Source organism: Streptomyces sp. NPDC047049, from assembly GCF_040643995.1.
GTDB classification, from domain to species: domain Bacteria; phylum Actinomycetota; class Actinomycetes; order Streptomycetales; family Streptomycetaceae; genus Streptomyces; species Streptomyces mooreae.
This window is the reverse complement of record NZ_JBEYVM010000001.1, coordinates 856349-871050: the sequence shown is the minus strand read 5'-3', so window position 1 is coordinate 871050 and position 14702 is coordinate 856349. Positions and strand designations below refer to the sequence as shown.

General features: G+C 69.6%; 11 protein-coding genes, 1 tRNA gene and 1 riboswitch. Of the genes, 4 read left to right on the top strand and 8 right to left on the bottom strand.

The window, feature by feature from the left end; translation table 11 throughout:
* Positions 1 to 36: 36 nt before the first annotated feature.
* The gene (locus tag ABZ851_RS04025) at positions 37 to 1248 is read left to right on the top strand and encodes a DNA cytosine methyltransferase (RefSeq protein WP_361121683.1); all 1212 of its coding nucleotides are present in this window, start codon (positions 37 to 39) and stop codon (positions 1246 to 1248) included.
* Here the strand turns inward: ABZ851_RS04025 and ABZ851_RS04020 are convergent.
* From ABZ851_RS04020 to ABZ851_RS04010, 3 genes are read right to left on the bottom strand one after another with little or no spacing between them, the layout of a single operon-like run.
* Entirely contained in the window at positions 1238 to 2179 is a 942-nt protein-coding gene (locus tag ABZ851_RS04020) for a DUF6339 family protein (RefSeq protein ID WP_361121680.1), read from the bottom strand. The two genes, ABZ851_RS04025 and ABZ851_RS04020, sit on opposite strands and share 11 nt — an antisense overlap.
* Positions 2176 to 3144, bottom strand: a complete 969-nt coding sequence (locus tag ABZ851_RS04015; RefSeq protein WP_361121677.1) for a hypothetical protein — start codon at positions 3142 to 3144, stop codon at positions 2176 to 2178. The genes ABZ851_RS04020 and ABZ851_RS04015 overlap by 4 nt, the downstream gene beginning before the upstream one ends.
* Positions 3141 to 5213 carry a helix-turn-helix transcriptional regulator gene (locus tag ABZ851_RS04010; RefSeq protein ID WP_361121674.1) on the bottom strand — a complete coding sequence of 691 codons (2073 nt, stop codon included), beginning with the start codon at positions 5211 to 5213 and terminating at the stop codon, positions 3141 to 3143. Before ABZ851_RS04010 ends, ABZ851_RS04015 begins: the two co-directional genes overlap by 4 nt.
* 389 nt (positions 5214 to 5602) lie before the next feature.
* Between ABZ851_RS04010 and ABZ851_RS04005 the strand changes: the two genes are divergently transcribed.
* Both ABZ851_RS04005 and ABZ851_RS04000 read left to right on the top strand, forming a co-directional pair.
* Positions 5603 to 5761: a hypothetical protein gene (locus ABZ851_RS04005; RefSeq protein ID WP_361121671.1), complete on the top strand. Its 159-nt coding sequence runs from the start codon at positions 5603 to 5605 to the stop codon at positions 5759 to 5761.
* Between the two features lie 65 nt (positions 5762 to 5826).
* Positions 5827 to 6129 carry a hypothetical protein gene (locus tag ABZ851_RS04000; RefSeq protein WP_361121668.1) on the top strand — a complete coding sequence of 101 codons (303 nt, stop codon included), beginning with the start codon at positions 5827 to 5829 and terminating at the stop codon, positions 6127 to 6129.
* 119 nt (positions 6130 to 6248) lie between these two features.
* Here the strand turns inward: ABZ851_RS04000 and ABZ851_RS03995 are convergent, their stop codons facing one another.
* Both ABZ851_RS03995 and ABZ851_RS03990 read right to left on the bottom strand, forming a co-directional pair.
* On the bottom strand, positions 6249 to 7205 hold the full coding sequence (locus ABZ851_RS03995; protein ID WP_361121665.1) for an aldo/keto reductase: 957 nt from the start codon (positions 7203 to 7205) through the stop codon (positions 6249 to 6251).
* 239 nt (positions 7206 to 7444) lie between these two features.
* The gene (locus ABZ851_RS03990) at positions 7445 to 8617 is read right to left on the bottom strand and encodes a peptidoglycan DD-metalloendopeptidase family protein (protein WP_361121662.1); all 1173 of its coding nucleotides are present in this window, start codon (positions 8615 to 8617) and stop codon (positions 7445 to 7447) included.
* Positions 8618 to 8628: 11 nt separating this feature from the next.
* Positions 8629 to 8811: riboswitch (cyclic di-AMP (ydaO/yuaA leader) on the bottom strand.
* Positions 8812 to 9067: 256 nt separating this feature from the next.
* Here ABZ851_RS03990 and ABZ851_RS03985 point away from each other — a divergent pair.
* Positions 9068 to 10267 carry a DUF2332 domain-containing protein gene (locus tag ABZ851_RS03985; protein ID WP_361121658.1) on the top strand — a complete coding sequence of 400 codons (1200 nt, stop codon included), beginning with the start codon at positions 9068 to 9070 and terminating at the stop codon, positions 10265 to 10267.
* A gap of 74 nt (positions 10268 to 10341) precedes the next feature.
* Here the strand turns inward: ABZ851_RS03985 and ABZ851_RS03980 are convergent, their stop codons facing one another.
* The 3 genes from ABZ851_RS03980 to ABZ851_RS03970 all read right to left on the bottom strand — a co-directional run bounded on the left by ABZ851_RS03980 (position 10342) and on the right by ABZ851_RS03970 (position 14468).
* Positions 10342 to 11487, bottom strand: coding sequence for a PP2C family protein-serine/threonine phosphatase (locus ABZ851_RS03980; protein ID WP_361121830.1), 1146 nt, complete (start codon positions 11485 to 11487; stop codon positions 10342 to 10344).
* Positions 11488 to 12021: 534 nt separating this feature from the next.
* Positions 12022 to 12094: transfer RNA gene (locus tag ABZ851_RS03975), tRNA-Lys, on the bottom strand.
* A gap of 178 nt (positions 12095 to 12272) precedes the next feature.
* A complete protein-coding gene (locus tag ABZ851_RS03970) occupies positions 12273 to 14468 on the bottom strand; it encodes a DEAD/DEAH box helicase (RefSeq protein ID WP_361121655.1) in 2196 nt (731 codons plus the stop codon).
* Positions 14469 to 14702 lie beyond the last annotated feature (234 nt).

Genomic DNA, 14702 nt, shown 5'->3' with positions numbered 1-14702 from the left:
ACGCACACGTGGGGCGGGCGACTAGAATCCACCCTCATGACCAGTCCATCCTCCGACGATTCTCCCTCCGAGTCGATCAAGGTGATCGACCTCTTCTCGGGAGCCGGAGGACTCACTACCGGGTTCCACCGGTATGTGCCGGACGGGCAAACCTCGTCACCCTTCGAGTCCGTCGCCGCGGTCGAGTTCGACACGGCCGCCGCCTCGACGTACGCGGCGAACTTCCCCACCGCGCAAGTTCATGCGGGGGACATCGCGGACTGGGATCCGGGGGACTTCACCGATGCGGAAGTGATCTTGGGAGGGCCGCCCTGCCAGGGGTTCTCCGGGTTGGGCAAGGAAGATCCGAACGACCCGCGCAATCTGCTGTGGCAGGAGTACAAGCGGGTGGTCGAGAAGGTCTCGCCGAAGATCTTCGTCATGGAGAACGTCGACCGCTTTCTTCGTTCCCCTCAGTTCAAAGATCTGCAGAATGCCGTCAAGGGTGGGGAACTGGGCAATTACACCCTCCGCGTCAAGATCTTGAACTCCGCGGACTACGGAGTGCCCCAGGCACGGCGGCGCGTGATCGTCATCGGCACGCGCAACGACCTGGCGCCGGTGGAACATCCCAAGGCATCCCACGACCGGCACCCCGAACGGTGGCAGCAGCAGTTCGAATCGGACGAGCCCGACTCGCCGCCGCTGCCCTGGGTCGCGGTCGGCCCCGCGGTCTTCGACCACACGAAGCGCATGACGATCAAGGGCGTGGACCTGCCCGACCGGCCGGGCGACGAACGGTCACCGCTCGGTCTTCACAAGCCCGGTCCGTTCAGCACCAGGGAACTCCACATCGGTCGTACGCCGAAGCCGTTGTCGCTCGCCCGCTACCGAAGGATCCCTCCCGGCGGGAACCGCAACGACCTCCGCGGACAGTTCGCCGAGATCGATGGCGAAAAGGTCTACCTCTCCACCGAGAGCTGGGACAACCACAACGCCGGCTCCGGCGATGTCATGGGGCGTATGCACTACGACCGGCCGTCGGTCACCATCCGCACCGAACCCCACAAGCCGGAGAAGGGCCGGTATCTCCACCCCACGGAGCACCGACCCATCACCTACTACGAAGCCGCCCTGATCCAGGGCTTCCCCGAAGACTTCAAGTGGCACGGCACCAAGATCGAGATCGCCCGGCAGATCGGCAATGCCGTACCGATCGGACTGGCCAAGGAACTGGCACGCGTGGTGTACCAGGCCCTCAGGGGCTGACACCCGGCTTGTCGAGGCTGACGCCGCCGGTGGCGGGGGGCTTCACGGCCGGCTCCTCATCCTTCTGTCCTCGCACCTTGACGACGGAGAGAAGCTCCTCGAACCACTTCACCAGCGTCTCGACCGATTGCTCGCCGACGCCTCCGTCGTCCGGGCCCACCGGCAGTCGGTCGTCGGGCGCGGCGACGGCCCCGTCACGGGAATCGATCCAGTCCTGCAGAGCTCCGAAATCCTGGAGATCGTCCGGGGCCAGCGCTTCGTAGATCTTGGTGGCCGACGCCGCGTAGGCGCCCTGGGTGAGGGCATTGAGCTGCCGTCCGGTCCGCACCACCTCACGCTCCAGCATGCGCGCCACGGCCTGGGCAGCCGGTCGATACGTGACCAGTTCCTGCCGCAGATAGGTATTCAGCACGTCCTGGTTCCGACAGGCGATCTCGGCGGGTTCGTAGTCCTTGCCGTCCCGAAAGATCTCGGCCGCCCACCACAGCCGAGAGAAGCACTGGCTGAACCACGGGCCGCAAAAGCGGGCCGCCTGTCCCACCTCGCGACGCTCACCGTCCTTCGACTTGCCCCAACGCCATTGCACGAAGTCCGGCGCCACGCAAAGCGCGAGGAAATTCCACAGGGCCGACTCGGTGGCCTCCGCCCTGGTGAGACGCAACGTGTAGTGGAGACGTGGCGCGAGCCATGCATCCGAGGCGGCCGGCGAACCCTCCTCGAAGCGGCGCATCGCCTCACGGCACAGGTCGCGTATCGCCTCGGAGCCCCACCGCTCGGATCCGTCCGGCGGTGGAGTGGACACCTCGTGGAGACGCCGCGACGGAATCTGCTCGAATCCCCGCAGGACGCCGGAGGTCAGCACCCTGAGCGCTGCCGAATCCGAGAGGCGTCCGATTCTTCCCTCGGGCACCACGCTCTTGGTGGCTTTCACGCCGTCTCCTCGGTCGCCATACGTCCCACCGTCTTCAATGCGCTCGTCACTGCCTTGGGTTTTCTGGACTGGAGGGTAGCGGCGTGCATGAGACGCCTTTGAAGGTCTCCGCCGCTCTCCCCCTCCATCCGGCGCTCCACCAGTTCGGTCAGTGCCTCGTCCGGAGTGCGGTCCGGAAAAACGGCGGGCAGCATGCGCTTGAGAACGTCCTCGTGCCACCCCCCCGGCCACTGCGCCACGCCATCCGATATCCCACTCGCATAAAGCGCGGCGTTGAACATGGCCACCCATGCCTCGGCAGAGATCTGTGACGCCATGATCTCTCGCACGACCTTCTGCTCAGCGGACGCGGCCCTTTCAAGAACGGCCCGCAAACCCTCGACCGCGGAATTCAGGTAGAGGAACGGCTCGTCCGCCTGGCCGTCCAGCAACCAGGGATCCTCGCGGAAGTCGTTGAGTTCGGGATTGGTCTCGTCGGTGAAGTCCTTCCACACCATCTTGATGGAGCGTTGCCGAGTGGGAACATCGGCCTCGAAATCGGCATGCCAGACATCACGCGCCCTGCCCACGAGGCGCCCGTGCTCGCCTTCGACCTCGGCGACGATCCACGCGTCGATCTCGCACCGACCCACGTGCTCGCCGCGCCGAAGTTCGACCTCACCGACCCACTGTCCCGCCCCATCGGCGCGCAAGGAGAAGTTGTGCCGAATCTTCGTCCGCCTGTTGCGTACGACCGCCACACACGCCGCCGATGTCCACGGGCCGTCCATCAATTCGTCGCCGTCGGCAGCGACCGAGACCTTGATCCGTATTTCGTTCCAGTCGCTCTTCACCTCGTGCAGCGCGATCACATGGTCCTGATCGGAGATCTTGTCCCAACGACGCGGAGTGTTGTCGACGAACACCCGGTCCACCGACAGGACGACATCGCCCGACAACACCGGATAGGGGAAAACCGCCTTCACTGCGCTGCCTCCTTCGCGCGCGGGACATCCACTTCGATACGCGACATCGCGGCCGGCACAGGGTGATCGGACACATCCGTCACTCCGCTGAACGTTCCCCGACGTCCCTTGCGGAACAGAAGGTTTCCGTGTTTCGTCAATTCACAATTCTGTTCCGGCACCAGTTCCGCCCAGCGGACCGGAGTTCCGCCTCCGTCGCGTCCGGCGAACCGAACGACAGGAGCGAGCACCCAGGGATCCTCCCGTTCCGGGTACTTCACCGTCACACGGACATGCCACGCCGACTGCTCGTCGAGCCACCCTTCGACGGCATGCACGACGGGGAAGCCCTGGGTACGCGCCGCCTTGGGCGGATCCAGGCGGAGCAACTCCTTGAGGATGTCGGGCCCCTCGTCCTCGTTCTGTTGCGCTTCCTGGCCGCGAAGGACCTCGCGCACTCGTTGTTCGGCATCCCTCTTGAAGTCGAGGATGCGCTGCTGAGCACCCCGGACATAGGTGGCCGTGAGGTCCTCGGTGCCGACCCAGTCATTGTGGTCCGGCGGTTCCGCGGTCCGCAGCAGCCGCTCGGCCGCCTCCGTGTCAGGAGATTCCTTACCGGTGGCGGCTCCGGCGAGCAGAACCGCCTGGAAGCTCCGGTGTCCGAGGGGGAGGTCTCCGATCCTCTTGCTCTTCACCACCATGCGCGTGGCGCGCATGTAGGAGATCCGGTCGGGCTTCGCCTCGGTGTCTCCCGCAGGCGTGACCAGCAGGACCGCATCGTGCGTCCCGGGTGCCACGCGATCGGCCGGGGACGCCCCCTTCTCCCGAGGCAGTTTGAGCGTCACCGCGGTTTCGAGCACATCGTCCCGCCCCGTGATCTCCGGCACCGTACGTCCGTCGAGGAACGCCTTGACCGCGCGGGATCGAGCGGGTTCATGGTGATGCGGGTCGATCCGCTGCTCCGCGATCACCGTCCGGCCGTTGCGCCACGAGGCGACCGACGCCCGCAGCAGGGGCTCGGACCGTTCGCCCCCCACCATGGAAGCCCAGAAATTGCGCGCGATTCCCCGTACCAGGAGCTCATGCATCTCCTCCAACTGCTCGGCGTCTCCGGAGCCGTCATAGGCGCCGATCACCAAGAAGGAGGTCCCCGGCGCGGAATCGTCCCGCTCCAGGTGGAGGCTGCGCGCCGTTTCCGGGTCGCCCCACCAGGATCGCGCCGCGTTCTCGCGCTCGTGGTCGACGGCACCGAACCACGCCGGGCCGGCGAATTCCTGGGCCCCGATCGCGTGCCAGGGCAGTTCGAGGCGACCCGCCATCCTGCGTTCCCAGCGCCCGTTCTGCGGCTGCGAAAGAGTGCTGTTGACCAGTACGAGACCGAACCGGCTCGCCGCCCACAGCGCCGCCTTGCCCAGGCCGTACGAGCCCCCCTGGGTGTCGGCCTTGCCGCTGTCGAGCGTCCGCCGGATCACTCGCGAGAACCGGCCGTCCTCGTACTCGGGCCCGGTAAGACCCGTGGCGTTGTAGTCGTCGACCCGTAGAAGGACGAGCCGCTGCGTGCGCTCGAGTTCGTGCAAGCCGTCGAGCAGCACACGTCCGACCTTCTGACTGGGATCGGCTGCCGCCTGCAGGTGCTTCTCGATCTCGTCCCAGCGCAGAGCGCGTAGGAAGTCCTGCAGGGGCTGCCCCGTCAGCTCGTGCAGAACGAAACGCGACACCACCGGCCCGTCCTCGAGCCGTTCGTCGAGGCTGTTCTGGGTGGCCTCACGGGCAAGGACCTCCAGGTTCGCCGCAAAGGCGAACGCAGCGGCGTTGCCGCCTTCCCGACCGCCGTCCTTCGGCGCCTCACGAAACATCCACTCCAATTCGGAGGACGACGTTCCGGGCATTCGTAGGTCCACCGCGTCCTCGACCGCTACTTCGAGCGCAGCCGCGATGAGCGTGATCTTCTCGTAGCGCGGAACCGAGCGGCCGTTCACCCACCCGTTCACGGCGGCCGGCGTCACGTCGATCATCTCAGCCAAGGCCTTCTGGGACATCCCGCGTTGCCGCAGCACCCCCTCGAGCCACTCGGCAAAATCCTGTGGCACGCCTCGCTCCCCTCCTCGAATTGATCCTGCCGCAGGGTAGCCCCGTTAATCAGAGTCGATCAAATTTACTTTACTAACAGTCGAGGGTTCACAAAAAGGGCACTTTATGACATAGGGGCCCCCTAGAAGAATCGTTCAGGCGAGGGCTGGACATCCAGCCACGGAGCCGTTCATGATGAATGATCTCCAGAACACCCCCTGGCGCCCGAACGAACTGTCAGGCCTGGCGGGTCACGGACACCACCCCAGGAGCGATCCACCCCCTGGAGGCATCACCCGGCCGCACCCGGCGGGGCACCACGGAAGCCTGGCATCAGACTTTCTTCGCGTTCCATTCTCTACGCAATAAAAATGGACAATTAGCAATTCATTCAACAGGAGGGGGCAAAATGCGCAACGATCGGGAGGTGCTCCTCGAGTACGGGGCGAACGCCACCGGTTCGGCCCGTGTGATCCACACGCCGCAGGGTGTGGCGATCCAGCTGGACGGGGACAAGCCGAACGTCATCGCCATCCACGAATACGAACGGCCCGCCAAGGAGGAGTGATCCGAATGCACTGCCCCTTGGGGGCGCGAGGCCGGGGGAGTTGGCCCCCGAGGGAGGTTACGGAGATGGCTCGGGTTCCCACGGCAGTGATCGCAGCAACCGGCCTGGTAGGCGGCTACGCCACCGCCCGCTGGACGAAGAAGCGGCCGCTTGGTGGGGTGGCGCTGGCTGTGGCCGGGGCGGTGGCGGCCAAGGGGTGGCAGGAGAAGGCGGGGAGTGCGACGGCGGCGGCGCTGAGTGGGGCGTATGTGGCGGCGTTTGCCGGGTCGCATCCGTTGGCCAAGAAGATCGGGGCCTGGCCTTCGGTGTTCGCGGTGGCGGGTGGGGTGGCGCTGGCGTCGTGGGTGGCGGTCGACCGCCGGAAGTAGAGCGGGAGAGCGGAGCCCGGAGAGCGGGCGAGGGGGCGGCGGCTCTGCGGGCCTGGGGGCTCGCCTCCCCGGCCCGCCCTCCCTGAGGCCCGCCCGCCCCCTCCCCGCCTCTGAGTTGGTCAGGCGGACGCTTCGTCCAGGAGCCTCAGTTCCGTCTCCGTGAGCGTCAGGTCGCCCAGTGCCAGCAAGGCCGGCAGCTGCGTCACCGTCCGGGCGCTGGCGATCGGGGCCGCGACGGTGGGCCGATCGGCGAGCCAGGCGAGGGCGACGGTGGCCACCTCGGCCTCGTGGGCGGCGGCGACGGTGTCGAGAGCCTGGAGGACGCGCCGGCCGCGGTCGGTGTCGGCGTGCCGGGCCGCGCCGCCGGAGCGGGCGCTGTCGACGGTGGTTCCCGGGCGGTACTTGCCGGTCAGGAAGCCGGAGGCGAGGGCGTAGTACGGGACCGCGGCGAGGCCGTGGCGGGCGGCCGTGTCGGCGAGTTCGCCCTCGTAGGTGTCGCGGGAGACCAGGTTGTAGTGCGGCTGGAGGGCGACGTAGCGGGCCAGGCCCTCGCGGGCGGAGAAGGCCAGGGACTCCTCCAGGCGCTTCGCCGAGATGTTGGACGCGGCGATCTCGCGGACCTTGCCGGCCCGGACGAGGTCGTCGAGGGCGGTAAGGAACTCCCCGACCTCGACCGATTCGTCGTCGTAGTGGGTGTAGTAGAGGTCGATGTAGTCGGTGCGCAGACGGGAGAGGGAGAGGTCGACCGCGGACTTGATGGTGGCGGCGGACAGGCCCTTGTAGTCCGGATGGGCACCGACCTTGGTGGCGATGACGACATCGTCGCGGTTGCCGCGGGAGGCCAGCCAGTTGCCGAGGACGGTCTCGGATTCGCCGCCCTTGTTGCCGGGGACCCAGGCCGAGTAGACGTCGGCGGTGTCGATGAAGTTGCCACCGCCCGCGACGTAGGCATCGAGCACGGCGAAGGATTCGCTCTCGTCGGCCGTCCAGCCGAAGACGTTGCCGCCGAGGGACAGCGGGGAGACGGAGAGCGAGCCGAGGGACTGACGATTTCGGGGGGTGTGGGTCGCAGTCATGTGTGGTGGCAACGCCGGGGGGAGCGGAGTTATTCCTTCCGCTCCCCCCGGACGCTGCCGGTGCCACACGGCGCCCCGCGACGCCCTGGGATGCCCCTGACGCCCGCCGACGCCAACTTCTGTTGGACGGACGCCCGTTGAGGCCGCGCGTCACACCCCGAAGCTGCACATCACAAGCCGAAGCCTCACCTCACGCGCCCGCAGCCACACGCCACACGCCACACGCCGAAGACCGTGCGTCACACGTTGATGCCGTGATCGCGCAGCCACGGCATGGGGTCGATCGGGTCGCCGGCGTCCGGGCGCACCTCCAGGTGGAGGTGCGGGCCGGTGACGTTGCCGGTGGCGCCGACGCGGCCGATGACATCGCCCGTGCTGACCTTGCCGGAGGTCTTCACCATCGAGGACAGATGGCAGAACCAGAGTTCGGTGCCGTCGTCGAGGGTGAGGACGATGCGGTAGCCGTACGAGCCTGCCCAGCCGGCCTGGGTGATGGTGCCGGAGTGCACGGCCTTGACGGGAGTGCCGGTCGGCGCGGCGAAGTCCTGCCCGGTGTGGTCCGCGGCCCAGCGGTCGCCGGCCTGGCCGAAGCTCGCGGTGAGCGTGAACGAGGAGACCGGAGCGATGAAGCTCTTCGCCAGCTTGGCGAGGCGGGCGGCCTCCGCCTTCCGACGGGCCGCCTCTTCGGCCTCGCGCTTGGCCTCCAACTCGGCCGCCTTCTTGGCTGTTGCGGCCTTTTCGGCCGACTCCTGGTGGGCGTCGGCTTCCTCGGCGGCCGTCTGGAAAGCGGTGTGCTCGGCGGTCTCCCGGGCCTCCTGCTCGGCGGCGCCCTGCTGCGCGTCGGCCTGCTGGAGGATGCGGCTGCGCAGCGCCTCGCCGGCGTCCGCGCCCGAGTCCGTCCGGGTGGTCCGGGTGAGGGGACCGGCACCGGCCGGAGCCACCGCCTCGTCCGTTCCGGCTCCCGAGGCCGTGCCCGCATCCGAAGCCGCGCCCGCGTCCGAGCCCGCGTCCGAAGCCGCGCCCGCGTCCGAGCCCGCGTCCGATATGAGATCACCGACGCCGGGAAGCGACTTGGCGTCCGGCAGCTTGTCGGCGAGGTCGTCGGCCATTCCGCCGACGTCGGGCATCGAGATAGGAACCGGAGGGCGGCCCTCGGCCGTGGCCATCCCGCCGGCACCGACCGCCGCGATGACGCCGACGCCCAGGACCGTGCCACCGCGGGCGAGCCCGCTGCCACGCTGCTTGGCCACTCTGTGCTTGCCGCGGACCGAGCGGACGGAATCCTCGGTGGGATTCCATTCCTCCCACGGTCCGTCGTTGATGCTGTCCGCATGACCGGGGCCCGGGAAGGCACCTCGGTCATCGAGGTCGTAGGCGGACGGACCCTCGGGGGCAGGCCTGTTGGACGCCACGGGGGCGCTCTCCTTTCCTTCCTTCTCGCCTACCGGGTTAGCTGACGGGTTCGGAGCAGGAAGGTCTCCTACGGGCGCCCGCTGGCGGAGAGCGTCCGATTCACCCCAAGGAAGTGGTTCCCCGGTTCCCTTGGTGCAGTTCGAGGTGCTGGAGGTGCGTGAAAAGCGCGTGCGGGATTCGGCGTCTGCGCACGGTGCCGCCTCTTGCGACGGCTGGGACGACCGCGCTGCGTTATCGGACAGTAATAGAGAACGCAGCCGAATTCCAAGCCTTCCCGGGATTTCCTAGCGGCCTCCCAGGAGCTTTGGCCTGGACTTTTTCGGCCAGCATGGCTGCAAACCGGGCGAGTTGACCGTCCGCGCCTAAACGATCTCGCGGCGATTGTGCACCAGTCGTTATGCGGAGGGGTGCCCCTCGGTTACGGAACGTGAGAGCAGTAACGTCGGATCATGGCCGTCAACGTCGGGAACACCGGGAACACCCGTCACGCCGAGCGCACCGTGGTCGGCACATGGGGCTTGGCGGAGCGGTACCGGGAGTTCTCCTGGCGCCAGGCGCGGGGACGGTCCGCGGCGCATGAGGAGCTGAGCGCGCGGATCAGCCACGACCCGGAGCTCTGCGATCTGGTGTCGGGGTCGCTGCCGGCCGGCGGCGCACAGCAGCCGGAGCTTCTGCTCGCCGCCGTCCGCTACCTCGACGGCCCGCACGCCGAGCTGGGGCCGCGCGGCGAAACCGCGTACGGCCGCTGGCGCGAGTGGACGGTACGGCACTGGAACGAGGTGCGTGCGGTGATCATGCAGCGCTCGCCCCGGGCCGACGAACCGGCCCACTGCGCGACGCTGCTGCCGCTGCTCGCCCGCCTGCCGCAGCCGCTGGCGCTGCTGGAGGTCGGCACGTCGGCGGGGCTGTGCCTGCATCCCGACCGCTATCGCTACCGCTACCTGCGCCGGTACGAGGGCGATGGGGGAAGCGGCGCCCGTCTCACCGAGGCAGAGGCGAAGGCGGAGGCCGCGGCAGAGGCGGAGGTACGAACGGAGGCAGGGGCGCCGGAGAGCCCCCTGGTGCTGGAGTGCCGTACGGCGTGGACGGCCGACGAGCTGCTGCCCGCCCGGGGCCGGATGCCGCGGATCCTCTGGCGGGCAGGCATCGGCCTCGACCCGCTCGACCCGGCCGCCGAACCGGACGATCTGCGCTGGCTGCAGGCGCTCGTATGGCCGGGCGACGAGGAGCGCGCCGCGCGGCTGTCCGCGGCCGTCGAGGCGGTGCGGCCGGCGCCGCGGCCACGGCTGGTGCGCGGCGACCTGCTCCAGGAACTGCCCGCGCTCGCCGCCGAGGCGCCCCCCGGGGCCACACTGGTCATCTTCCACAGCGCCGCGCTGGCCGACCTCGCGCCCGCCCGCCGCGAGGAGTTCACGCATCTCGTACGGTCGCTGCTGCGCGGACGGCCCGGCGGCGGCCACTGGATCTCCCACGAGCACCCCGCCGTCCTGCCCTGGATCCCCGCCCCGGCGCACCGTTCGCCGCACCCGGCTGACGCCCGGCTGCTCACCCTCGCCCTGGACGAGCGCCCGGTCGCGCTCACCGGCCCGCACGGTGAGAGCCTGCACCGGTTCCCGGGGACGGAGGGCGTGGCGCAGGGCATGCCGTAGGGCGCGCCACGCACGGCGCCTTCCGCAGGGCAGCGCGAGCCGTGCCGGGACACGCCCCGCCGTGCACGGCCTCCCTACGCACTCATCGGCCGCTGCACCGCCAACAGGGCCATATCGTCGGCCGGTGCGCCGCCCGTATGCCGTGCGACATCCTCGACGAGCGTGTCCAGGAGGGCGTCCGGCCCCGGGAAACGACGGCCGCGCAGTCTGCTCGCCGGTTGGTAGAAGCGGCCCAGCAGGTCCCGGGCCTCGGTCACTCCGTCGGTGAAGAACAGCAGCAGGGCACCGGCCGGGAAGAACGTTTCGTCCGACCGGTCCGGCCAGCTCGCCACCTCGCCCATGCCCAGCGGCAGCGCCGGCGCCACGGGCACCAGCTCACGCACCCCGCCGTCCAGGGTGAGCAGCAGCGGGGGCGGATGGCCGCGGTTGAGCACACGCAGCACGGACTGCCCGTTGGCGGGGATCTCGGCGAGGACGGCAGTGGTGAACCCCTCGAACTGGTCGAGCCCCGCGCGCCGTCCGCCCTCCCGCTGCAGCGCCCGCTCCAGCCGGCCCGCCACCGCCTCCAGCGTCGTCTCCTGCTCCGCCGCCTCGCGGAAGGCACCGATGACGATCACCGCGGCCTCCACCGCCTCCAGCCCCTTGCCCCGTACGTCGCCGACGATCAGCCGTACGCCGTGCGGGGTGTCCTGCACCGCATAGAGGTCGCCGCCGATCCGGGCATCCGCCCGCGCGCCCACGTAGCGGGCGGCGACTCCGAGGCCGGCGAGCCGTTCGGGGGGCATGGGCAGTACGGCGCGCTGCGCGGCCTCCGAGATGTCCCGTACGGAGGCCAGCTGGGCATCGCTCCTCTGGACGCACCGGTTGAGCCCGAGGGCCAGCAGGGCGACCACGAAGATCATGACGCTCTCCGCCACGGATTCCTGGTAGTCCTCGACGGCGCCGCGGTAGGTGACGGCCCAGATCTCGCCGAGCACGGCGGCCAGGGACGTGACGGCGGTACTGCGCAGGGAGGAGAGCGACGCCGCGATCAGCGGGGCGGCGCAGAAGAAGGGCGCGGCCGTGTAACCGGCCGGCGTGACGGCACCGACGACGAGGCCCCCGGCGATCAGAAGCGCGGGAAGCAGACGCACCGGCCGACGCCCGGACAGCTTCGTCCGCCGGCCGCGGCCCACCTGCCGCCCCCCGTCATCCCTGGGACGCGCTTCGTCCTGAAGCATCCGCACCGGCCTCTCCCCACTCCCGCCCGTCCCTACGAGCACCGTGGTGGCGGCCGCGTCGACGTCCCCAGCGTTTCCGCTGACGTCCCCAGCGTTTCCGCTACGGCGCCGGACGGCGAATCCTCGGCGGCCGGACGGGTCACGGCGCGGCCGGGGTTGGCTTCGCACCCCACCCCTGGGCCTCCGGCCTGCTCACTCCGGCCAACGCCACGCCCGTTCGGGGAAGTCGTCGGTGATCGCCGCGACGGTTTCTCTGTGAGGCCTGCCCCGCCGGATCTCGTCCCCACGAGGTTTTCACCAGCTGCTGTCCGCCATCGTCTCCCTCACGTGCGTGCACCAGCCATCGATGTGACGGCCCATCGACGCGATCCTGAGCTCCGGATTCAGCAGACGAGTTCGTGAGGCAGATCAGTCCGGCCCGATTCCGGCCAGCGGGCCGGCAGCGGCCCAGCAGACCCCGTTCCAAGGCCCCGGGGCAGACCAAGGCCCCGCCGCCCGGACACTCCGTGCCGGGCGGCGGGGCCTTGGTCTTTGTGGGCCATCAGGGGCTCGAACCCTGAACCAATGGATTAAAAGTCCACTGCTCTGCCAATTGAGCTAATGGCCCGCACCGAGCAGCATAGCCCGAGGATGTGCCGCAGCCCGAAGGCATTAGGGATCGGGCTGCCCGGCGGGGTGCCGCGGGGGCTGCCGGCGCACCGGGCAGGGCGCCTCGCTCACCCCTCAACACGCAGGGCCCGTACGGCACTTGAGTGCGTACGGGCCCTGCGGGTCAGCGGATGTGATCAGCCGTTGCGCTTCCAGCGCGGCTTGTCGTCACGGCGGCCGCCGGAGCCGGTCGTGGCGCCACGGTGGTCGTCACGGCGGCCGTACGGACGGTCGCCGCCGCCGCGGTGGCCACCGGAGGACGGGCGGCCGCCGGAACGGTCGTCGCGGTTGAACGGACGGTCGCCGCCGCCGGAGCGGTAGCCGCCGGAGGAACGGCCGCCGGAGCGGTCGTCACGGTTGAAGGGGCGGCTCGGACGGTCGCCGCGGTCGCGGTTGAAGCCACCGCCGGAGCGGTCGTCACGGCGGTCGAAGGAACGGCCACCGGAACGGTCGTCACGACGGTCGCGGTTGAAACCGCCACCCGAGCGGTCGTCACGGCGGTCGAAGGAACGGCCACCGGAACGGTCATCACGACGGTCACGGTTGAAACCGCCACCGGAACGGTCATCGCGACGGTCACGGTCGAAGGAACGGCCACCCGAGCGGTCGTCACGACGGTCACGGTCGAAGGAACGGCCACCGGAACGGTCGTCACGGCGGTCACGGTTGAAGCCACCACCGGAACGGTCATCGCGACGGTCACGGTCGAAGGAACGGCCACCCGAGCGGTCGTCACGACGGTCGCGGCGGTCGAAGTTGCCCCGGTCGTCGCGGCGGTCGAAGCCCCGGTCGTCGCGGCGCTCGTCCGACGCGCCGGACTGGTCCGGTACGGCGGCCTCGGCGGCGGCCTCGGCCTCGGCGGTGACGGCCGCGGCGGCAAGCGCCTCGGCCGGGTCCTCGCCCCGCTCACGGGCGGCGCGGGCGGTCAGCCGGTCGGCCTCCTCGCGCAGCTCGGAGGCGCGGCGCTGCAGACGCTCCAGCTCGCGGGTGAGCTGGCTCACCTCGCGCTCGGCCTGCTTGGCGGTGTTGTTGGCCGACTCGGCCTGGACCTCGGTGAGCGAGCGCGCACCGGTGATCCGGGCGACGTCCTCGTCGAAGGCGCCGGAGCCGCCGACGATGTGGCGCGAGGCGTCCACGCCCGCGTCCTCCATCAGGCGGAAGATCTGGCGGCGCTGGTGCGGCAGCGACAGCGAGACGACGGTGCCGGACTGGCCGGCGCGGGCGGTACGGCCCGAGCGGTGCAGGTAGTCCTTGTGGTCACCGGCGGGGTCGACGTTCAGGACCAGGTCGATGCCGTCGACGTGGATACCGCGGGCGGCGACGTCGGTGGCGACCAGCGCGTTGACGTAGCCGTCCTTGAAGTCCGCGAGCACCCGGGTGCGCGCGCCCTGCGTCATACCGCCGTGCAGCGCGTCGGCCTTCACGCCGGACTCGACGAGCTGCTCGGCGATGCGGTCGGCGCCCAGCTGGGTGCGGACGAAGATGATGGTGCGGCCCTTGCGGGCGGCGATGGCGGCGGTGACCGGCGCCTTGTCCTTCGGCTTCACGACGAGGACGTGGTGGGTCATGGTCGTGACGTTGCCCTGGGCGCTGTCGACCTCGTGGCTGACCGGGTTGGTGAGGTACCGCTTGACCAGCGTGCCGATCTCGTTCTCCATCGTGGCGGAGAACAGCATCCGCTGACCGCCCGTGGGCACCTGGTCGAGCAGTTCGGTGACCTCGGGCAGGAAGCCCAGGTCGGACATCTGGTCGGCCTCGTCGAGGACGGCGACCTGGACGTTCTCCAGGGAGCAGGCGCCACGGTTGATGATGTCGCGCAGCCGGCCCGGGGTGGCGACGAGGACGTCGACGCCGCGCTCCAGGGCGTAGATCTGGTTGCCCATGGACGTACCGCCGCAGACGACCTTCATCTTGAGGCCGAGGACGTCGCCGTAGGGCTGGAGCGCGTCCGCGACCTGCATCGCGAGCTCACGGGTCGGGGTGAGGATGACGGCGCGCGGCTTCTTCTTCTCGGTGTGGCCGCCGGCCAGCGTGGCCAGGGTCGGCAGACCGAAGGAGAGGGTCTTGCCGGAGCCGGTGCGGCCGCGGCCGAGGATGTCCTTGCCGGCCAGCGCGTCCGGGATGGTCGCGGCCTGGATCGGGAAGGGGGTGGTGACGCCGTTCTGCGCGAGCTTGCGGACGACGCCCTCGGGCAGTCCGAGGTCGGCGAAGGTGACGGTGTCGGTGGCGGCCTCGGCCGCGTCGGTCTCGGGGGCCTCGTCGGCCGCCGTCACCTCGGGGACCGTCTGCTCGTCGAGTGCGGGCATGACGGACTGCTCAGTGGAAATGGACATGCGAAATGCGAAACCTTCCGGAGTCTCGGCACGCGCCCAAACTCCGTGTGTTTCACACGACCGCCTCTATGCGGTCAGCCACGGCAAGGGAGAGAACGCGCCACGCGGCGCGCTTCTGTTCTGGCGCCGGGCAAATGGGATCAAACGATCTACCACCATACGCACTCTTCCCCCCGGATGGCAAATGACCTTCCGGCCCCTGCCGTCCGCCCCCTGACACCCCCCACGCCCGCA